Origin of the sequence: Bacillus sp. FSL W8-0848 (assembly GCF_038007805.1) — a bacterium.
GTDB classification, from domain to species: Bacteria; Bacillota; Bacilli; order Bacillales; family Bacillaceae; genus Bacillus; species Bacillus glycinifermentans.
Genome location: NZ_JBBOYB010000001.1, coordinates 2,149,699 through 2,170,787, shown reverse-complemented (window position 1 = coordinate 2,170,787; position 21,089 = coordinate 2,149,699). Strand labels below are relative to the sequence as shown.

The following is a 21,089-nucleotide window of genomic DNA, read 5'->3' as shown; positions in this document are numbered from 1 at the left end:
TAAATATCTTCTCAAAAAAGACAAAACCTTTTACCGGTTTTGTCTTTTTTTAACTAATTTTAAAAAGCCATGACAAATAACGACAAAAAAATAAACCAATATTTACTATATTTAAATGAACAACCCGGTCAGACAAAACATTACAAACGAGAGGGGGATGTCTGCTTTTACGCATTTTAATTGAAAAAGGGGGATTTCATTTGAAAAGAAAGCTGAAAAAGAAGGCCTTCTGCTCCATGTTAAGCGGGCTTCTGGCCGCATCTATGCTGATGCCCGCCGCTTCTGCCGCAGAATCGGCATCACCGCTCACTTCTTACAAAGAACAAGCAAAACAAAATGCTTCCACCAAGAAAAAAATTTCGTCATCTCTTGTCAAACAATTCAAAAAAGAAGATCAAGTCACGTTTTTGATTAAAATGAAAGATCAAGTCGACACGCAAAAAGTCGCGAAACAGGCGGAAAAGAAAGCAAAATCGAAATCTTTGAGCTCGGTGAAAGCGGAATATCAAAAACGCTCAGCAATTGTTTCGTCATTAAGAATCAAAGCGGATGAGACGCAAAGCCATCTTCAAAGCTATTTAAAAAAGCAAGCGAAAAAAGGCAAAGCAAAAGATATTCGCTCATTTTACATCGTGAACGGAATGGCGGTCAGAGCGACAAAAGACGTGATGGAGCAGGTGGCTTCCTTTCCGGAAGTCGAAAAAGTGCTTCCGAATGAAACGAGGCACCTGATTAAACCGGTCAACAAGTCCGTCAGCAAAAAATCGGTCCAGGCCAGTGACGGTATCGAATGGAACATTGATCAAATCGGCGCTCCGAAAGCATGGGAGGCAGGGTATGACGGAAGTGGAACCGTCGTCGCTTCCATCGATACGGGCGTTCAGTGGGATCACCCGGCGCTTAAAGAAAAGTACCGCGGATACGATCCGGCGCATCCTGACAGTCCAGATCACGAATTCAACTGGTTTGACGCAACAGCCGGAAGATCAGAGCCTTACGACGACCTTGAGCATGGAACGCATGTAACAGGCACAATGGTCGGCTCAGAGCCCGGCGGCAAAAATCAGATCGGAGTTGCGCCTGGAGCCAAATGGATTGCGGTGAAAGCTTTTTCCGAGGATGGCGGAACAGATGAGGATCTCCTCGAGGCGGGGGAATGGATTTTGGCGCCTAAGGACAAAGACGGGAATCCGCACCCTGAAATGGCTCCGGATGTCGTCAATAATTCCTGGGCAGGCAATGCCGGTCTTGATGAATGGTACAGGGACATGGTTAAAGCGTGGAGAGCCGCCGACATTTTCCCTGAATTTTCCGCAGGCAATGTCGATTTCTTTAACCCGGGAGGCCCGGCTTCAATCGCAAACCCGGCAAACTATCCGGAGGCGTTTGCAACGGGTGCGACAGACATCAACAAGAAACTGGGCGACTTTTCTTTGCTTGGTCCGTCCCCTTATGATGAGACAAAACCCGAAATCACCGCCCCCGGCGTAAACATTCGTTCATCGGTTCCGGGAAGCGGATATCAAGACGGCTGGGACGGCACTTCAATGGCCGGGCCGCATGTCTCGGCGGTTGCAGCACTTTTAAAACAAGCAGATTCATCGCTTTCCGTCGATGAAATTGAGCAGATTTTAATGGATACGGCAACACCTTTGACTGACAGCAAATTTACCGAATCACCGAACAACGGGTACGGCCACGGGCTCGTCAATGCGTATGAAGCGGTATCAGCCGTCACGGTAGGACTCGGCAAAGCCGAAGGCAAAGTCGGAAAAGAAGGGGAAGACCAAAAGCCGCCGTCCGTAAGCCATGAAGCGCAAAAAGAGGTATTTGCAGGCGCCGATATTCCGTTTACGGCTGAAGCAGAAGATGACGTCAGCATCATCTCGGTCAAACTGAGCTATAAAACGGATTCTTCCGATTGGAAGACGGTAGATGCGAAGCGAATCAGCGGCGACCATAAAAAAGGTTCGTATGAAGCGGTCATTCCTTCTTTGGAAGGAAAAGTCCTCACCTATAAGTGGATCGTTACGGACTTCGGCGGAAATCAAACGGAATCTGACGTATATGAAGTACCGATATCCCCGGCGGTGTCAACCGGCTATAAACAAGATTTTGAAAAGCCTGCGCTCGGATGGTCAAGCTACGGCGAAAAAAACTCGTGGCAGCAGGGAGTCCCGGAGTCAGGTCCGAAATCAGCCGCCTCAGGCAAGCAGGTATACGCGACAAACTTGACAGGGCCGTATGACGATTCAGCCAATATGAATCTTTTGATGCCTCCGGTCTACGTGCCAAAAAATCAAAAGCTGTTTCTTCATTTTAAGTACTGGCATGAATTTGAAGAGGACTTTGACTACGGCTTCGTTTTCATACAGCCTGAAGGTAAAGAAGAATGGGTGCAGGTCATTCAATTCAATGGCGTGACGCCTGATTGGATGGATGAAGAAATCGATCTGTCACAATACGCGGGGCAGAAGATCAAAATCATGTTTAACCTTCAATCTGACGACAGCATTTCAAAAGACGGCCTTTACATCGATGATGTCGAACTCATCAAGGAACCGAAAGGCGTCGGCAAGAAAAGCCGCTTAGGCGTTGAAAAACGTTCAGCGGGCATGAAGGACAGAAATTCGAAAAAGCAGACGATCGATCCGAAAAAAGCGAAACCTGCTGATGCCATCGTGCGCGGGCAGCAGAACGGAAAAGCGTTACCGGCTGTGCTTCCGCTCAGGGCAAAGGTGAGCGTGCTCGAAACGGGAAAATCGACATACTCAAGCCAAGCTGACGGATCATACAGCATGGCTCATTCGCCGGGAACGTATACGATGAAAGCCGAGGCGTACGGATATGAGTCAAGCGCTCAAACCGTAACCATTGAGGCTGATAAGACGACAGCCGCCGACTTCGTGCTGAAGGAATTGAAAAAAGGCACGATCACGGGGACTGTGAAAAACAAAAAAACCGGAGAACCCGTTCGAAACGCAAAGTTGTACATCCTTGAAGATGCGGCCGTCAAACCGGTGCAAACCGATGAAAACGGCAAGTATTCAATAACGGCCTACGAAAATTCCTACACGGTAAAAGTCGGGGCGAAAGGGTATTACAGCAGCGAATTTACGGTTGACTTAAAAGGCGATGTCACAAAAGACATTGAGCTCGACCCTTATCTCGGCTATCCGGGAGAAATCGGCTATGATGACGGAACCGCAGAAAACGCTTATGCTTTTTATGACAAAGGCAATGCGTTCGCCGTCAAAATGACGCTCGACAAAGGACAGGAAAAAGCGATGCTGAAAGGCGGTAGATTTAAATTTTGGGGAGCCGATTTTCCGGATCCGGGCGGCACCGATTTTGCGGTCGAAGTCTATGATGCGTCAGGCGACAAAGGATCTCCGGGCAAAAAAATCGCCGGCCCGTTCAAGGGTGAAGCGCTGCGGAACGGCGATTGGACCGAGGTTGATCTGAGCGAAGAGGGCATTATCGTCGGGAAGGATTTTTATCTCGTATATGTCCAAACGAACGATATGGATCATTCCCCTGGCCTCGCCACTGACGAAGACGGGGAATACTCTGGACGGAGCTTTCAATTTACGGACGGCGCCTGGTCGAAAACGCCTGCAGAACAAGGCAATTTCATGATCCGTGCCCTCGTCGACTACGAGGTATCAGTCCCGGTTATCACATCGCCGAAAGACGGACTGGTCACCAATCAGAAAAAAGTCGTCATCGAAGGAACGTCTTCTCCGACAACGACCGTGCATCTGTTTAACGGCAAGGAAGAAATCGGAACTGCAGAAACAACAGGAGACGGTACATTTTCAACAGAAATCGAGCTTCAAAAAGGGGAAAACGTCATAACCGCCAAAGCTTCCGCGGCTTCGGGAACGACGGATGCCTCATCTCCGGTGCGGATCATACTTGACCAGACAAAACCGCGGCTTTCCATTGATTCGCCTGAAGACGGATCGAAGCTTAACAAAGAAACCGTAACTGTAAAAGGCACCGTCTCAGACGATAATTTGGATTCGGTGAAAGTGAACGGCAAAAAAGCAACAGTTGAAAACGGCCAATATTCGGCCCGGATTCTCCTGGACAACGGGAAAAACGAAATCAAAGTGACAGCGGCTGACACGGCGGGAAATAAAACGACCAAAAAACGGACGATCGATGTAAACTTTGAAGCGCCGAACATTGCAAATTTAAAGCCGGATGAAGATCGGCAGCTGAAAACGGGAGAAACTGTAAAAATCGAGTTTGAAAGCAGCGCCGATTTGGATGCCGTGTTTGTCATCAGGATGCCGCTGACAAACTTAAAAACAGCCGCGCAAAACGTGACTGAACTTCCGCTGAGAGAAGTGTCGAAGGGCAAGTATGAAGGCTATTGGACCGCCACCTCGGCTTCAAAAGCAAAGGGAGCGGAAATCGAAGTCATCGTCCGCGATGATTACGGGAATGAAGCAAGAAAAACGGCAAAGGGCAAGCTGTATATAAATGAAAAACCTTAAATTAAATGTGAAGCGCTGTCGGATGACGACAGCGCTTCTTCTTTTTGTCATCGACAAATTCGGTATGAATTTCTCAAAAAATGTACCATCTGCGCAACATTAATTGACAGACTTTCCCTTTGGGCTTGATTTATACTTATGAAAACAACTATGCAGGAAAGAGAATACGAACCGAAAGGGGACGGACGTGAAAGTTTATTTGGATGCGATTTGGCTGTTGAACTTTTGTTTTGACTTGCTGCTTTTACTGTTGACCGCATTTATGCTGAAGCGAAGGGTTAAAAAGCGGCGGCTGATCTTAGGGGCGCTTATCGCATCAAGCATCGTTCTGTTCATGTTTACCCCTTTTTCGCCGTATGTCCTTCATCCAGCCGGCAAGCTGTCTTTTTCCATCGTGATCGTTCTTGCGACTTTCGGATTTAAACGGTTTCGCTTTTTTTTGCAGCATTTGTTTTCTTTTTATTTTGTCACTTTTTTAATGGGAGGGGGAATCATCGGGGTTCATTCTTTGCTGGAGACGGATTCGATCTTAGAAAACGGCGTTTTTATGACCAATTGGTCCGGGTTTGGCGACCCTGTCAGCTGGCTGTTTGTCGCTGGGGGATTTCCGGCTGTCTGGCTGTTTTCCAAAAAGCGTTTTGAGGACGTCGAGGCGAAAAAGATCCAATACGACGAACGCGTTTTGCTGGAGGTGGATGTCGAGGGGCATACGCTTCACTTTCATGGACTGATCGATTCCGGCAACCAGCTCTACGACCCGATTACAAAAACACCTGTCATGATTGTCAATATCGGAAAGCTGAAAAGCATGCTGGGCGAAGACGCAAGCGCGGTCATCATGGAAAACAGCCCGCTTGACGCCGTAGGCCTGCTCGATGACCGGTTTCCGCACTTCGGCCGAATCCGCTTGATCCCATACAGAGGCGTCGGCCATCAGCATCAGTTTTTGCTGTGTGTAAAGCCGGATCATGTGCTCATTTATACGAAAAAGGAGGTTCTTGAAGCGCCCAAATGCCTGATCGGCATCAATACGTCGCCGCTTTCGGCCGACGATGAATTCGATGCGATCGTCCACCCGAAAATGATGTCCGGCCATCCTGTCAAACGCGTTTCGTAAAACCTCGGGCCCCGTTACACTATCATACTCCCGGGGACGCTTATTTAGAAGGGGGAGGAAAATGAAAAAACTAAAATTAAGGCTGACCTATTTATGGTATAAACTTTTAATGAAGCTCGGTTTAAAAAGCGATGAAATTTACTATATCGGAGGAAGCGAAGCACTGCCGCCTCCATTATCGAAAGACGAGGAACAGGTGCTTCTCCATAAGCTGCCTGACGGCGATCAGGCGGCGCGGGCAATTTTGATCGAACGCAATTTGCGGCTTGTCGTATATATCGCCAGAAAATTTGAAAATACGGGCATCAACATCGAGGATTTAATTTCGATCGGCACGATCGGCCTCATCAAGGCGGTGAACACGTTTAACCCCGAGAAGAAAATCAAGCTGGCTACATATGCTTCAAGGTGCATAGAAAACGAAATATTAATGTACTTGCGGCGGAACAATAAAATCCGTTCGGAAGTATCATTTGATGAACCGCTGAACATCGACTGGGACGGAAACGAACTTTTGCTTTCGGATGTACTCGGCACGGAAAACGACATCATCACCAAAGATATCGAAGCAAACGTCGACAAAAAGCTGCTGAAAAAAGCGCTCGAGCAGCTGAACGACAGGGAAAAGCAAATCATGGAGCTGCGATTTGGCCTTGTCGGAGGAGAAGAAAAAACGCAAAAAGATGTGGCGGATATGCTCGGTATTTCGCAATCGTATATTTCCCGGCTTGAAAAAAGGATCATCAAAAGATTGAGGAAAGAATTCAACAAAATGGTGTAATTTTTTTAAAAAAATTGAAGCTTTGGCAGCAAAGGGTTTGTCTGATCGCCTGCTTATTTTTGGGAATTCGCGATGCATATTTTTCCCACCCGAGGAGATACTGAACTTTGTACAGCAGCTCCTGTAGGGAGGGAAAAAAGTGTCGAGAAATAAAGTTGAAATCTGCGGGGTTGATACATCAAAACTGCCCGTGCTCAAGAATGAAGAGATGAGAAAGTTATTCAAGCAAATGCAGGAAGAAGGAGACCGCTCAGCAAGAGAAAAGCTTGTTAACGGCAATTTGCGCCTTGTCTTAAGCGTCATTCAAAGGTTTAACAACAGAGGAGAATATGTTGATGACTTATTTCAAGTCGGCTGTATCGGACTAATGAAATCAATTGATAATTTTGATCTGAGCCACAATGTTAAGTTTTCAACATACGCTGTACCGATGATCATTGGAGAAATCCGCAGATATTTGCGCGACAACAATCCGATCCGCGTATCGCGGTCACTCAGGGATATCGCGTACAAAGCGCTTCAGGTCAGGGAGCGTCTCATCAGTGAGACAAGCAGGGAGCCGACAGCCGAAGAAATCGCCAAAGTACTGGAAGTCCCTCACGAAGAAATCGTCTTTGCCCTTGATGCCATTCAGGATCCCGTATCGCTGTTTGAGCCGATCTATAATGATGGAGGAGATCCGATCTATGTAATGGATCAAATCAGCGATGAGCGGAACAAAGATTCGCAATGGATTGAAGAGCTTGCTTTAAAAGAGGGCATGAGACGGCTCAATGAGCGCGAAAAAATGATCCTCAGAAAGCGCTTCTTTCAAGGGAAGACGCAAATGGAAGTCGCCGAGGAGATCGGAATTTCCCAGGCCCAGGTATCACGGCTCGAAAAAGCAGCAATTAAACAAATGAATAAGAATATCCATTAAAGCCGCAGACACCCTGCGGCTTTTACACGTTCACAAGAGGAAAATGATCATTCACATTGCCGTCTTTATAAGCTATAATAAAAGAATTATATTTTCATTTATCAGAATATTTACATAATTAGAGAGGGGCATAACCATGGTTTTACAGCTTGAACAAGCGTCATTAAAGCGAAACGGAAAATGGATACTAAAGGGGGTGGACTGGACCGTAAAGGGTGGAGAGCACTGGGCGCTGTACGGTTTAAACGGCGCCGGCAAAACGGCTTTGCTCAATATGCTGTGCGCATACTATTTTCCTACAGCAGGGAGGGTGAACGTACTCGGGCATGAGTTCGGCAAATCGGAGCTCGGCGAAAAGCTCCGCCGCAAGATCGGGCTTGTCTCAGCAGTATTGCAGCAAAAGCTCTACCCTGAGGACTCAGCCTTTGAAATCGTCCTCAGCGGCGCATTTGCTTCGATCGGACTGTACCAGACACCGACACAGGACATCAGGGAAAAAGCCATTTCCTTTTTGGAAGAATTCGGGTCGATCGATTATGCGGACAGAAGGTATGAAACGCTTTCCCAGGGAGAAAAGCAAAAAGTGCTGATCTCACGGGCGCTAATGTCCGACCCCGAGCTCCTGATTCTTGATGAGCCTGTCACAGGCCTTGATTTCATCGCAAGGGAACAGGTGCTGGAAACGATCGAAAGCATAGCGAAAAAAGAAGGCGCGCCATCGATGCTGTATGTCACTCACCACGCCGAAGAAATTCTTCCGGTTTTCGGCAAAACGCTGCTGCTAAAAAAAGGGGAAGTATTTGCTAAAGGGAAAACGGGAGAAATGATGTGTGACGATGTTTTATCAGCCTTCTTTGAAACGCCTGTAAAAGCCGTCTGGACGGATGGCAGGCCGTATTTATCAAAGAAAAAGCCCGCCAATGTGAACGGATAGATTCAAGGAACGGCGGCTGATGAAAGCGGAAGCCGCCTTCTCTGAGTCTGTATCAAACAAATGCCGCTTTCCAGATCGGCAATGACCTGTTAAGATATAGAAGAACGTCATTAATAAAGGAGTTCACCATCATGATCATCCAATTCATTCGTTACAGATAATGAAAGGTATAGACAAGAGAACGGCACCCACACTGTCGGTTTTTTAACAATCCGATGGAGCGGGTTTATTTGTCTATGTCTTTTTCATTTATCTAACAAACGAATGAATGAGGTGCAGCATGATGAATAAGAAGTTGAAAAGCGCAGCGCTTATGAAGAGGCATGAGATGATGTTTCAATGCCCGCTTTGCGCCGCAGATATGACCGTTATCGATTTAAAAAGTTTAATTTGCAGAAACAGGCATACATTTGACATTGCAAAAGCGGGGTATTTGAATGTCGTGCAGCATTCTTCCGCTGTCAAATATGACAAAGATTTGTTTGAAGCAAGGAGAGCAATAGCCGCCGGCGGCTTTTTTGAACCGCTCGAAAGAATGGTCACAGACCGGATGAAACAAGCAGGCCTGCCGTCCGGCAAAACCGTTACAATCCTTGATGCAGGCTGCGGAGAAGGCTCTCATTTGGCGAGAATTACCGAAAAACTTCAATCGCGCTCAGGGCTGTCCCTTCTTGGCGTCGGAATGGATTTGTCGAAAACGGGGATTTTGGCGGCGGCCAAGCATGAAAGAGAGGCGATTTGGTGTGTCGCCGATCTGGCAAACGCCCCGTTTCGGAACCGTTCAATCGATGTGATCCTCAATATTTTGTCGCCTTCCAATTATGCGGAATTTAAGAGGCTGTTATCAGACGACGGCATCGTCATCAAAGCGATTCCAAAGGGCGGCCATCTGAAGGAATTAAGGGAAGCCTTCTACGATGCCCCGGAAAAGCCGTCCCGGTCCGACCCGGCAGACCGATTCCGCGCGCACTTTGACCTGAAAGACAGGACGGAGCTTATTTACCGCACTGTTTTAGACCGGCAGCAGCTCCTGCCGCTCATCAAAATGACGCCTTTATCCTGGAACGCAGAGAAGGAACGAATCGCATCCTTTGCAAAAAAAGAATCGGCTTCCATTACCGTTCACCTTGATATTTTAATCGGCGGAAAAAAAGCTGAATAAAGTAACCGAAAAGGCAGTCTAAATAAGAGACTGCCTTTCATATAAATAGAAAAGGACAGCTGATGATAAGGGAGGCGCGCTTAAAAAAGATGATGAACATTTCCGAATTCCAGGTGAAGGATGTTGTCAATGTATCAAACGGAAAAAAGCTCGGCAGCATCGGCGACATTGACATCAATGTTACAACAGGGAAAATCCAGGCGATCGTGATCGGGGGAACGGGGAAAGTATTCGGATTTTTCGGAAAAGAAGAGGAGATTGTCATTCCGTGGCGAAATATAGTTAAAATTGGGGAAGACGTCATTTTAGTTCGTTTAAGCTAATCATATTTCAAAAAATACATTTCGTTTAGTTTTTTGAAACGAAACTAAACGAAAGCGGAAAGTTGTGTTAAAATAGGAGCGATATGATGTAAGAATAAGACGTTTGTCGAAAGGCTGATCAGCATGAGTACATATAAACCCTTTCGTCTTGATGCTCCGTCATTGCTTTTGATCGAGGATTGGGATCAGCCGGCGGAAGCCGGCGGAGCGATTACAGCGGGATTTACGACAAAAAACGGCGGGGAAAGTAAGCCGCCTTTTCAATCATTAAATACAGGGCTGCACGTTCAGGATGATGAACGGCATGTCGAAAAGAACCGAAAAAAGATTGCCGGCTTTCTGCAAACAGATCTGCGTAACTGGGTGTTTGCGGACCAGACGCACGAAGACCGCATTCAAAAAGTGACGCGCGAACATGAAGGCAGAGGCGCTTTCCAATATGACACGGCTTTAGAGGCAACAGACGGGCTTTATACAAATGAGAAAAATCTATTTTTAGCGCTCTGTTTTGCAGATTGCGTTCCTGTTTATTTTTACGACCCTGTGCGCTCGCTTGCCGGTGTCGCCCACGCGGGATGGAAAGGAACCGTCAAGGGAATTGCCGGGAAAATGGTTGAAACCTGGGTCACCCGTGAAGGGTCTAATCCAGGGGATATCCAAGCCGTGATCGGCCCTTCGATCGGCGCTTGCTGTTATACGGTGGACGACCGTGTCATCAACAAAGTGAAACAGCTTCCGCTTCAAGAGGTAGACAAAGCTTTTTTGCCGGCTGAAGAAGGGGAGTACAGCCTGGAACTGAAAGAAGTGAACAGGCAGCTTCTTATACATGCGGGAATTCCCGACGCGCAAATTAAAGTCAGTTCGCTGTGCACAAGCTGCGAGCGTTCCCTGTTTTTCTCCCACCGCAGAGACCGGGGAAAGACGGGACGGATGATGTCCTTCATCGGGTTAAAGGAGGTATAGCTAACAGGTGGATGTAAAAAGCAATCTACGACATATACAGGATAGAATAGACGAAGCGTGTAAAAGGGCGGGAAGATCGCCCGGCGAGGTATCCATCATCGCTGTTACCAAATACGTCTCGCCCGAGAGAGCGCGGGAGGCGCTTGATGCAGGGATCAAGCATTTGGGTGAAAACCGGGATTCCGGGCTGCTTCATAAGCATGAGATGCTGAAGGACGACGGTCCGGTATGGCATTTTATCGGAACGCTGCAAACGAGAAAAGTAAAAGCGGTTATCGATCACGTTTCATATATTCATTCTTTGGACAGGCTTTCGCTTGCGGATGAAATCCAAAAAAGGGCGGGAAAACCGGTTGACTGTTTCGTGCAGGTCAATACGTCCCTTGAGCCTTCAAAACACGGCATGGCGAAAGAAGAGGTTCTTCCTTTTGTGAAAAAACTGTCCGCGTATGAAAACATCAGAATCGTCGGGCTGATGACGATGGCGCCGTATACGGACGACGAGGCGGAAATCAGAAACTGTTTTCGCCAGCTGAGAGAGCTGCGCGACGAGGTTCGGAAGCTGGATCAATGGAACGCGCCTTGCAGCGAGCTGTCGATGGGAATGTCGAATGATTTTACAATCGCTGCCGAGGAAGGCGCGACATTCGTCAGAATCGGATCTTCCTTAGTCGGAAATGAAACTGGAGGTGGACAATCATGAGTCTTAAAAACAAGTTCAAAAACTTTTTTTCCTTGGATGATGAGGAATATGAATACGAATATATTGAAACAGACAGGGAGGAAATCCCTGAAGAAGAGGAATCAAAAGACAGAACCGCCTACCAGTCAAAAGCGGCTGGGAAGCAGAATGTCGTAAGTTTGCAAAGCGTGCAAAAATCTTCTAAAGTAGTGTTAAGTGAGCCTCGGGTGTACGCGGAAGCCCAGGAAATAGCAGACCACGTGAAAAACCGCCGCTCCGTCGTCGTCAACTTGCAGCGCATTCAGCACGACCAGGCCAAAAGAATCGTCGATTTCTTAAGCGGAACGGTCTACGCCCTCGGCGGCGATATTCAGCGGATCGGATCTGACATCTTTTTATGCACGCCTGAAAACGTCGATGTATCCGGCACGATTTCCGAGCTCATAGAAGAAGAACATCAGAGGTGGTAAATCGCAGATGATCCTACTTTATAACATTTTAAGCTCGCTTTTGACCGTTTATTCCTTTGCGCTGATCATTTACATCTTTATGTCCTGGGTGCCGAACGCCCGGGAAACATCGATCGGCAGGGTGCTGGCATCTTTATGCGAACCGTATCTTGAGCCGTTCAGAAAAATCATTCCGCCGATCGGCATGATTGACATTTCTCCGATCGTGGCGATTTTCGTCCTGAATTTTGCAAAAACTGGGCTTGCTGCGGTTTTCAGGATGCTTTCTTCGATTTAAGCGCTTGTCCAGTAAGGACTGCGGAATTAAGACTTGCAGCATCTTGAGCGCCGCCATCGGGATGAGCGGGCAAGCTTTGGGCTTGGCCTTTAAAAGCCGGGCCTCTTTACATAGAAAGGGAAGACGATGAGCGATATTTACCAGCATTTCAGAAAAGACGAAGAGCCATTCATCGACCAGGTGCTCGAATGGAAAAGAATCGTGACAGAACAATACCGGATGAAGCTGACCGATTTTCTCGATCCGCGGGAACAGGTGATTGTAACATCCGTCATCGGCCGGTCAGACGAAGTGAAGCTGGCGTTTTGCGGCGGCTATCCCGAAGCAGAGCGGAAACGGGCCGTGCTTTATCCGGAATATATAGAGCCTGACGCGGAAGACTTTCAGCTTCAAGCCTGGGAAGTGGCGTATCCGGAAAAGTTTGCTTCGATCGAACATCGCGAGCTTCTCGGGTCGCTGATGGGGATCGGGCTGAAAAGGCAAAAATTCGGCGACCTCATCTTTTCGGGAGAAACGCGGCAGTTTATTTGTTCAGAGGAAGTTGCCGATTTCGTTTTTTCCCAGCTGACTCATGTCGGGAGGGTGAAGGTGTCTCTTGAAAAAATTCCGCTTTCAAAGATTAAAGTCCCTGAACAAGATGTCGAAATAAGAGATGACACAGTTTCATCCTTGAGGCTTGATGCACTTTGCTCGTCGGTGAGCAGACAATCCCGGCAAAAAGCGCAGACGCTTGTCAAAAACGGTCTTGTGAAAGTGAACTGGAAGGTGGTCGATGATCCTTCTTATTCGCTCGCGGAAGGGGACATGCTGTCTGTCCGCGGATTCGGCCGTTTCACGCTGAAAAGCATTGACGGGAAAACGAAAAAGGGCAAGTGGAGAGTAACGTTTGCAAAACAAAAATAAGCCGTTTTACAGTTTTTTTCTCCGTCCGGTCGAATTTTGCTTTATAATGTTGAATAGGACGTTTGTACATACAGAAAAATAATGGAGGTGGGCAGAATGCCTTTGACGCCAAATGATATTCATAATAAGACATTTACCAAAGCGTTCCGCGGCTATGATGAAGACGAAGTGAACGAATTTCTGAACCAGGTGAGAAAAGACTACGAAATCGTTCTCCGCAAAAAAACTGAGCTTGAAGCAAAGGTAAATGAGCTTGATGAGCGTCTCGGACACTTTTCAACGATTGAAGAGACGTTGAATAAATCGATTCTTGTCGCACAGGAAGCAGCAGAGGACGTAAAGCGCAGCTCTGAAAAAGAAGCGAAGCTCATCGTCCGCGAAGCTGAGAAGAACGCAGACCGGATCATCAATGAAGCATTGTCCAAATCGAGAAAGATCGCCATGGAAATCGAAGAGCTGAAAAAACAGTCAAAAGTATTCAGAACCCGCTTCCAAATGCTGATCGAAGCACAGCTTGACCTTCTGAAAAACGATGATTGGGATCATTTGCTCGAATACGAAGTGGACGCTGTCATGGATGAAAGGGAATAGATTTTCCGTTCAATCTTGACATGTTTGTGCCAATTCGCATATAATACGTTCATAAAATCGAGATGAAAAACGTTTGAGAGGGATCGGCATCAATTCCAATAAAGCAATCGAAGCGACCCGGGGGCGGTGTGAGCCCGGGATTGCCGGAGTTTTTGCGAATCAGCCCTCAAGTTTCCTTTCTGAACCTTGCAGTAGGAAAGGACGTCCCATCACGTTACGATGTTTGAGCGGATAAGCCGAAATCAGGCTTATCTAAAAGGGTGGTACCGCGAGATCAAAGCCTTCTCGTCCCTTATGGGATGAAAAGGCTTTTTTTGTTTTAGAAAAATGGTTTGGAGGAATGGGAATGGATTACAAAGATACGCTCTTGATGCCGAAGACGGATTTTCCAATGAGGGGAAACCTGCCGAAGCGGGAGCCTGAGATTCAGGAAAAATGGGAGGACATGGACATCTACCGCCTCGTTCAGCAACGGACGGAAGGCAGACCGCTGTTTGTCCTGCATGACGGACCTCCGTATGCGAACGGCGACATCCATATGGGGCATGCCCTCAATAAAATCATGAAGGATATCATCGTCCGTTCCAAATCGATGAACGGCTATCATGCGCCATATGTGCCCGGCTGGGACACTCACGGGCTGCCGATTGAAACAGCCCTTACGAAAAACAAAAAAGTAAAGCGCAAAGAAATGTCTGTAGCCGAATTCCGCAAGCTTTGCGAAGAGTATGCGTGGCAGCAGATCGAAGGCCAAAAAGCGCAATTTAAGCGCCTCGGCGTCAGAGGGGATTGGAAAAATCCGTATGTGACGCTAAAACCTGAGTTTGAAGCGCAGCAAATTAAAGTGTTCGGCGAAATGGCGAAAAAAGGCTATATTTACAAAGGCTTAAAGCCTGTTTACTGGTCCCCTTCAAGCGAATCCGCTTTGGCTGAAGCGGAAATCGAATATTACGACAAACGCTCACCGTCGATCTATGTTGCGTTTGACGTAAAAGACGGAAAAGGCGTTTTGACAAACGGCGAAAAATTCATCATCTGGACGACAACGCCTTGGACGATCCCGGCAAACCTTGGAATCGCCGTGCATCCGGATTTGGAATACAGCGTCGTCGCTTCAGGCGGCTCACGCTATGTCATCGCAAGCGCATTGGTCGACAGCACGGCACAAACGCTCGGCTTTGAAAATCCGGAAGTCGTCAAGACGGTAAAAGGAAAAGATTTGGAACACATCACAGCCATCCATCCGTTATACGGCAGAGACTCGCTCGTCATGCTCGGCGAGCACGTGACGACAGACGCCGGTACAGGGTGCGTTCATACCGCTCCCGGACACGGGGAAGACGACTTTATCATCGGCCAGAAATACGGCCTTGACGTTTTGTGCCCTGTCGATGAGAAAGGAAACATGACAAGCGAGGCGCCGGGATTTGAAGGACTGTTTTACGATCAGGCCAACAAGGCGATTACGGAAAAGCTTGAAGAAAACGGCGCTTTGATGAAGCTTGATTTCATCACCCACTCTTATCCGCACGACTGGAGAACGAAAAAACCGACGATTTTCCGCGCGACTGCGCAATGGTTTGCGTCAATCAAAGACTTCAGGGACGAGCTGCTCGAAGCCGTTAAGGAAACAAAATGGATGCCTGAATGGGGCGAAACGCGCCTTTACAATATGATTCGCGATCGCGGCGACTGGTGTATTTCAAGACAGCGCGCATGGGGCGTGCCGATTCCGGTATTCTACGCCGAAAACGGTGAACCGATCATTACCGATGAAACGATCGAACACGTTTCTGAATTGTTCAGGGAGCACGGATCAAACATTTGGTTTGAAAAAGAGGCGAATGAGCTGCTTCCTGAAGGCTTTACACACCCTGGAAGCCCGAATGGCAAGTTCACGAAAGAGCAGGATATCATGGATGTCTGGTTTGATTCCGGTTCATCCCACCAGGCCGTGTTAGTAGAACGGGAAGAACTGGTAAGGCCTGCCGACTTATATCTTGAAGGCTCTGACCAATACCGCGGCTGGTTCAACTCATCGATTTCAACAGCGGTCGCCGTAACCGGAAAAGCGCCGTATAAAGGCGTCCTGTCTCACGGATTTGCGCTCGACGGAGAAGGTCGCAAAATGAGCAAGTCGCTCGGCAATGTCGTCGTTCCGGCTAAAATCATGAACCAGTTCGGCGCCGATATTTTGAGGCTGTGGGTGGCATCTGTAGACTATCAAGCAGACGTCCGCGTATCTGACGCGATTTTGAAGCAAGTCGCTGAAGTGTACCGGAAAATCCGCAACACGTTCCGCTTCCTTCACGGGAACATTGCCGATTTTGATCCGGCAAAAGATGCGGTTCCTGTAAAGGATCTCCGTGAAGTGGATCAGTACATGCTGATCAAGCTGAACAACGTCATCGAAAAAGTCAAAAAAGCGTACGAAGAATACGAATTTGCCGTGATCTACCATACGATCCACAACTTCTGCGCGATCGAGCTCAGCTCGTTCTATATGGATTTCGCTAAAGATGTCGTCTATATTGAGCATGCTGATCAAAAAGACCGCCGCTCAATGCAGACCGTGTTCTACGAAACATTGGTCGCACTCGTTAAGCTCGTTACGCCGATCCTGCCGCATACGGCAGAAGAAATGTGGAGCCACTTCACATTTGTAACGGAAAAAAGCGTGCAGCTTACAGATATGCCGGAAACAAAAGAAATTCCGAATGCGAAAGAGACGGAAGAAAAATTCGACCGTTTCATGAACCTTCGCGACGATGTGTTAAAGGCGCTTGAAACAGCGCGGAACGAAAAGGTGATCGGAAAATCTTCCGTTGCCAGCCTGATCCTGTATCCAACGGAACAGTCAAGGGCGCTGCTTTCTTCGATCAAGGAAGATTTGAAACAGCTCTTTATCGTTTCCGAATTGACCATCGCCGAAACGGAAGTTCCGGAAGATGCGCAAACGTTTGAGACGGGTAAAATCGTCGTTAAACAGGCGGAAGGCGAGACTTGCGAACGGTGCCGCATGGTTTCTAAAGAAATCGGCCATGATCCTGACCATCCTGAGCTTTGCCCTCGCTGTGCAGAGATCGTCAAAACGTATTATTAACATTACCCAAAGCGGTTCGGACATCCGGGCCGCTTTTTTTTGCCGGCAAAACAGCGGCGCTTTCCCAAACCTGACACTGTTTTGAACGTCAGGAAAAATCTTATGGGCTTTGAGATCTGCATTGTCGGTAACACTAAAAGCACAACGATAAAAGCAGGAGTTGATGCAGGAGTGAACGATCAGCTGGCAAACATACAAGACGAACTTCTTCAAATGAAGCAGGAACTTGAATCACGGTTGTTTGAGTATTCATTTTTTCAGCAAGGTTCTCAGGTAAACCGGTCCTATCAGCAGGCGACTCTTATATACCATGTGAAAGAAGAACTCCAGGATGTGCTTTTAGCCCTTTCAAAAATAGAAAACGGAACGTATGGGATTTGCGAAGAAACAGGAAAGGTGATCCCGTATTCAAAGATGGCCGTTTTGCCGACGGCAAGGACGGCGGATGACTTTTTGTACCATATCCAGTTTGAGAAAAAGACGCTTCCTATTTGGGCTGAAACAGATGAAACGTACGATGAGGCGCTTTATTCGTAATGTTGGAAAGAGGGCAGGCGGTCCGCCCTCTTTTAAGGATGTCAATGATTATTCCTTTACTCCTTTTCTTTTTCTTGATAAAATGCTTAAATGAAGAGAAACAGAAACTGGAGGAACGGTTTGTGCCTTATTACATACTTGCATTGTTTATTATCGGCATCGATCAATTAACGAAATGGCTTGTCGTGAGCAACATGGTATACGGGGAAAGCATTCCGGTCATCGGCAGCTTCCTGCAGATCACGTCACATCGGAATACCGGCGCGGCATGGGGAATTCTCGCCGGTCAGATGTGGTTTTTTTACATCATTACAACGGTTGTGATAATCGGCATCATCTACTACATCCAAAAGCATGCAAAAGGGCAAAAACTGCTCGGCATCTCGCTCGGTTTGATGCTCGGCGGTGCAATCGGCAATTTTATCGACCGCGTGTTCAGACAAGAGGTTGTCGATTTTATACATGTAACGATCGTCAACTATCATTATCCGATTTTTAATGTTGCCGATTCGTCTTTATGCATCGGCGTCCTGCTTTTGTTTGTGCAAATGCTGTTAGACGGAAAGAAGAAGAAGGAGCTGTAACATGGAGCAATACGAGATGACCGTTCAAAACGGCCACAAAGGCGAACGGATTGATAAATACTTGACCGCGATGGAATCGGACTGGTCGCGGACACAAGTTCAGCAGTGGATTAAAGAAGACCGCGTTCATGTGAACGAAAAGGCTGTCAAAGCAAACTACAAAGTTCAGCCGGGCGATGTCGTGAAAGTCGATGTCCCTGACCCTGAACCGCTCGACGTTTTGGCTGAACCGATGGATCTCGATATTTATTATGAAGACCAGGATGTCCTTGTCGTCAACAAACCGCGCGGGATGGTCGTCCATCCGGCTCCCGGCCATCTGACGGGAACGCTTGTCAACGGCTTGATGGCGCATTGCGATGATCTGTCAGGCATCAACGGCGTCATGCGTCCGGGGATCGTCCACCGGATTGATAAAGATACGTCAGGGCTTTTGATGGTTGCCAAAAACGATATGGCCCATGAGTCCCTTGTATCCCAGCTTGTCAATAAGACGGTGACAAGAATCTATACGGCGCTCGTTCATGGGGTTATTCCCCATGACCACGGAACGATCGATGCGCCGATCGGAAGAGATAAAAAAGACCGGCAGAGCATGACGGTCACAAGGGAAAACGGAAAGCATGCGGTGACTCATTTTGAAGTGAAAGAGCGGTTTGACGATTTTACCGTGGTTGAATGCCGGCTGGAGACTGGAAGAACCCATCAGATTCGGGTGCATATGAAATACATCGGCTTTCCGCTTGCCGGAGACCCGAAATACGGACCGAAGAAAACGATCGATTTCAACGGACAGGCTCTGCATGCCGGTGTTTTGGGATTTGATCATCCTCGGACAGGGGAATATATCGAATTTAAGGCGCCCCTGCCAGACGATATGAAAAATCTTCTCGACAAACTTCGAAATAATCATTGACAGACGATTTCTTTTTTGAAATAATAAACGAAGTTAGAACAGATTCTTTAACACAGTCCAGAGAGGCTGAGAAGGATATCGGACAAGTGAATGGGTATATTCGCTTTAAAGACCCCTCTCTGCCTGCCAGAAGGGGTTTTTGTTTTATCCTTTTATCAAGAGATGAGGTGCATCTGTCATGGAAGGACAGGAAAAGGCTGTTGTACTTGACGAACAGGCGATCAGAAGGGCGCTGACAAGAATCGCCCACGAAATGATCGAACGAAACAAGGGAATGAACAACTGCATCCTCGTCGGAATCAAGACGAGAGGGATTTATTTGGCAAAGCGCCTTGCCGAACGAATCGAACAAATTGAAGGAAACAAAGTGACCGTCGGAGAACTCGACATTACGCTGTACAGAGACGATCTGTCCAAAAAAACGGCCAATGAGGAACCGCTGGTCAAAGGCGCGGATATTCCGGTTGACATTACCGATCAAAAGGTGATCGTCGTCGATGATGTCCTCTACACGGGACGGACGGTCAGAGCGGCGATGGACGCGCTAGTAGACGTCGGACGGCCTTCTGCAATCCAGCTCGCCGTCCTCGTTGACCGAGGTCATAGGGAGCTGCCGATCAGGGCTGACTTCATCGGAAAAAACATTCCGACTTCAAAATCCGAAAAGGTCATGGTTCAGCTTGAAGAAGTTGACGGCCGCGACCTTGCGGCGATTTATAAAAAATGAATGATTATATCCTTTTTTAAGTGCATTCCAGAGAGTTTGCAAAGAGGGATTAGACGGGACAGTCACTTCATAGCAGTGACGATTTTGGTCTGCCTCTTTGCGCATATGCAAAGAGGCTTTTTTAATGGTCGTTATCTTTACCGGATTTAAGACATCATAGAAAATGAGTCGATCATCAGGAGGAAAAATTATGAGTCAGAAAAACGTTAACTTAGATGTAAGAGAAGTGCCAAAACCGCTGAATTGGCTTTCATTCAGTCTTCAGCATTTGTTCGCCATGTTCGGATCGACCATCCTCGTGCCGAAACTGGTCGGCTTGAGCCCGGGTGTCGCGCTGATTACGAGCGGACTCGGGACACTCGCATACCTGTTGATTACAAAAGGACAGATTCCCGCTTACTTAGGATCATCGTTCGCGTTTATCGCCCCGATCCTTGCGGCTAAAGCTGCCGGCGGCCCTGGAGCAGCCATGATCGGCGCGTTTATGGCCGGGATTGTCTACGGGCTGATCGCCTTATTTATTCAGCGGCTCGGCACGGGCTGGCTGATGAAGCTTCTGCCGCCGATTGTCATCGGACCGGTCATCATCGTCATCGGGCTCGGACTGGCGAGCACGGCGGTTAATATGGCGATGTACGAAAATCCGAATGCCGAAACGCTCGTATACAGCGCAAAACACTTCGGCGTAGCCGGGTTTACGCTTGCCGTGACGATCGTATGCGCAATCTTCCTGCGCGGTTTTTTCAGCCTGATACCGGTACTTATAGGAATCATCTGCGGATACTTGTTCGCCCTCACGCAAGGAATCGTCGACTTTCAAATGGTGGCGGATGCCAAATGGTTCGCGGTTCCGGATTTCATTCTGCCGTTTGTTGATTATACGCCGGCCACCGCAGCTGCCGTCATCGGACTGGCCATGGTGCCCGTCGCGTTCGTAACCATGTCCGAGCATATCGGACACCAGATGGTTCTAAGCAAAGTCGTCGGCCGGGATTTCATTAAGAAGCCCGGGCTCCATCGCTCCATCTTAGGAGACAGCGTCGCGACGATGATCGCTTCTTGCATCGGCGGGCCGCCGACAACGACATACGGAGAAAACATCGGCGTTTTGGCGATCACGAGGGTCTTCAGCGTGTTCGTCATCGGCGGAGCCGCCGTCATTGCACTGTGCTTCGGTTTTGTCGGCAAAATTTCCGCGCTGATCAGCTCGGTTCCTTCAGCCGTCATGGGAGGCGTGTCCTTCCTGCTCTTCGGCATCATCGCATCAAGCGGGCTCCGCATGCTGATTGACAATAAAATCGATTTGGAAAACAAACGAAACTTGATCATTTCATCCGTCATTCTCGTCATCGGGGTCGGCGGCGCATTCATCAAAATCTCCGGATTTGAGCTGTCCAGCATGGCGCTTGCCGCAATCGTCGGCGTGATCTTAAACCTTGTTCTGCCGGAATCAAAAGAAGATCAGGGTGGGACAGAAGCTTAAAAAACGCATACGGAAGACCTTTTAAATGAAGTCCAGAGAGGCTTGAAAGGGTTGTTGAAAGGGAAGTGCATAAGCGCATTCTCTGATTCACTATACCCCAAGCCATACGGCT

General features: G+C 47.9%; 19 protein-coding genes and 1 other annotated feature. All 19 genes read left to right on the top strand.

The window, feature by feature from the left end:
- The first annotated feature begins 200 nt into the window (after positions 1 to 200).
- Entirely contained in the window at positions 201 to 4,505 is a 4,305-nt protein-coding gene (locus tag NSQ39_RS11315) for a S8 family serine peptidase (RefSeq protein WP_341014937.1), read from the top strand.
- Positions 4,506 to 4,692: 187 nt separating this feature from the next.
- The gene (gene spoIIGA, locus NSQ39_RS11310) at positions 4,693 to 5,622 is read left to right on the top strand and encodes a sigma-E processing peptidase SpoIIGA (RefSeq protein WP_341014933.1); all 930 of its coding nucleotides are present in this window, start codon (positions 4,693 to 4,695) and stop codon (positions 5,620 to 5,622) included.
- A 61-nt stretch (positions 5,623 to 5,683) separates the two neighbouring features.
- Positions 5,684 to 6,403 (top strand): RNA polymerase sporulation sigma factor SigE, encoded by a 720-nt coding sequence (gene sigE, locus NSQ39_RS11305; RefSeq protein WP_003181573.1) that lies wholly within the window; start codon positions 5,684 to 5,686, stop codon positions 6,401 to 6,403.
- A 139-nt stretch (positions 6,404 to 6,542) separates the two neighbouring features.
- The gene (gene sigG, locus NSQ39_RS11300; protein ID WP_046130718.1) at positions 6,543 to 7,322 is read left to right on the top strand and encodes an RNA polymerase sporulation sigma factor SigG; all 780 of its coding nucleotides are present in this window, start codon (positions 6,543 to 6,545) and stop codon (positions 7,320 to 7,322) included.
- 136 nt (positions 7,323 to 7,458) lie between these two features.
- On the top strand, positions 7,459 to 8,256 hold the full coding sequence (locus NSQ39_RS11295) for an ABC transporter ATP-binding protein (protein WP_175076836.1): 798 nt from the start codon (positions 7,459 to 7,461) through the stop codon (positions 8,254 to 8,256).
- Between the two features lie 283 nt (positions 8,257 to 8,539).
- Entirely contained in the window at positions 8,540 to 9,418 is an 879-nt protein-coding gene (locus tag NSQ39_RS11290; protein WP_236809824.1) for a putative RNA methyltransferase, read from the top strand.
- Between the two features lie 89 nt (positions 9,419 to 9,507).
- Positions 9,508 to 9,741: a YlmC/YmxH family sporulation protein gene (locus tag NSQ39_RS11285; protein WP_046130773.1), complete on the top strand. Its 234-nt coding sequence runs from the start codon at positions 9,508 to 9,510 to the stop codon at positions 9,739 to 9,741.
- Between the two features lie 123 nt (positions 9,742 to 9,864).
- The gene (gene pgeF / locus NSQ39_RS11280; RefSeq protein WP_175076834.1) at positions 9,865 to 10,704 is read left to right on the top strand and encodes a peptidoglycan editing factor PgeF; all 840 of its coding nucleotides are present in this window, start codon (positions 9,865 to 9,867) and stop codon (positions 10,702 to 10,704) included.
- A 7-nt stretch (positions 10,705 to 10,711) separates the two neighbouring features.
- Positions 10,712 to 11,407 carry a YggS family pyridoxal phosphate-dependent enzyme gene (locus NSQ39_RS11275; protein ID WP_175076833.1) on the top strand — a complete coding sequence of 232 codons (696 nt, stop codon included), beginning with the start codon at positions 10,712 to 10,714 and terminating at the stop codon, positions 11,405 to 11,407.
- On the top strand, positions 11,404 to 11,856 hold the full coding sequence (sepF, locus tag NSQ39_RS11270) for a cell division protein SepF (protein WP_046130714.1): 453 nt from the start codon (positions 11,404 to 11,406) through the stop codon (positions 11,854 to 11,856). The genes NSQ39_RS11275 and sepF overlap by 4 nt, the downstream gene beginning before the upstream one ends.
- A 7-nt stretch (positions 11,857 to 11,863) precedes the next feature.
- On the top strand, positions 11,864 to 12,133 hold the full coding sequence (locus NSQ39_RS11265; protein WP_046130713.1) for a YggT family protein: 270 nt from the start codon (positions 11,864 to 11,866) through the stop codon (positions 12,131 to 12,133).
- 126 nt (positions 12,134 to 12,259) lie between these two features.
- On the top strand, positions 12,260 to 13,036 hold the full coding sequence (locus tag NSQ39_RS11260) for a YlmH family RNA-binding protein (RefSeq protein ID WP_175076832.1): 777 nt from the start codon (positions 12,260 to 12,262) through the stop codon (positions 13,034 to 13,036).
- A gap of 96 nt (positions 13,037 to 13,132) precedes the next feature.
- Positions 13,133 to 13,627, top strand: coding sequence for a DivIVA domain-containing protein (locus NSQ39_RS11255; RefSeq protein ID WP_046130711.1), 495 nt, complete (start codon positions 13,133 to 13,135; stop codon positions 13,625 to 13,627).
- A gap of 63 nt (positions 13,628 to 13,690) precedes the next feature.
- Positions 13,691 to 13,923: a binding site (T-box leader), on the top strand.
- Positions 13,924 to 13,973: 50 nt separating this feature from the next.
- Complete coding sequence (ileS, locus tag NSQ39_RS11250) at positions 13,974 to 16,730, top strand: isoleucine--tRNA ligase (protein ID WP_175076831.1); 2,757 nt, start codon at positions 13,974 to 13,976, stop codon at positions 16,728 to 16,730.
- Positions 16,731 to 16,901: 171 nt separating this feature from the next.
- Positions 16,902 to 17,267 (top strand): TraR/DksA family transcriptional regulator, encoded by a 366-nt coding sequence (locus NSQ39_RS11245; protein WP_175076830.1) that lies wholly within the window; start codon positions 16,902 to 16,904, stop codon positions 17,265 to 17,267.
- 44 nt (positions 17,268 to 17,311) lie between these two features.
- A complete protein-coding gene (gene lspA / locus NSQ39_RS11240; protein ID WP_236809822.1) occupies positions 17,312 to 17,851 on the top strand; it encodes a signal peptidase II in 540 nt (179 codons plus the stop codon).
- Between the two features lies 1 nt (position 17,852).
- Positions 17,853 to 18,767, top strand: a complete 915-nt coding sequence (locus NSQ39_RS11235) for an RluA family pseudouridine synthase (protein WP_175076829.1) — start codon at positions 17,853 to 17,855, stop codon at positions 18,765 to 18,767.
- 178 nt (positions 18,768 to 18,945) lie between these two features.
- Complete coding sequence (gene pyrR / locus NSQ39_RS11230) at positions 18,946 to 19,494, top strand: bifunctional pyr operon transcriptional regulator/uracil phosphoribosyltransferase PyrR (RefSeq protein WP_046130708.1); 549 nt, start codon at positions 18,946 to 18,948, stop codon at positions 19,492 to 19,494.
- Positions 19,495 to 19,684: 190 nt separating this feature from the next.
- Complete coding sequence (gene pyrP / locus NSQ39_RS11225; protein WP_175076828.1) at positions 19,685 to 20,977, top strand: uracil permease PyrP; 1,293 nt, start codon at positions 19,685 to 19,687, stop codon at positions 20,975 to 20,977.
- Positions 20,978 to 21,089: the final 112 nt, after the last annotated feature.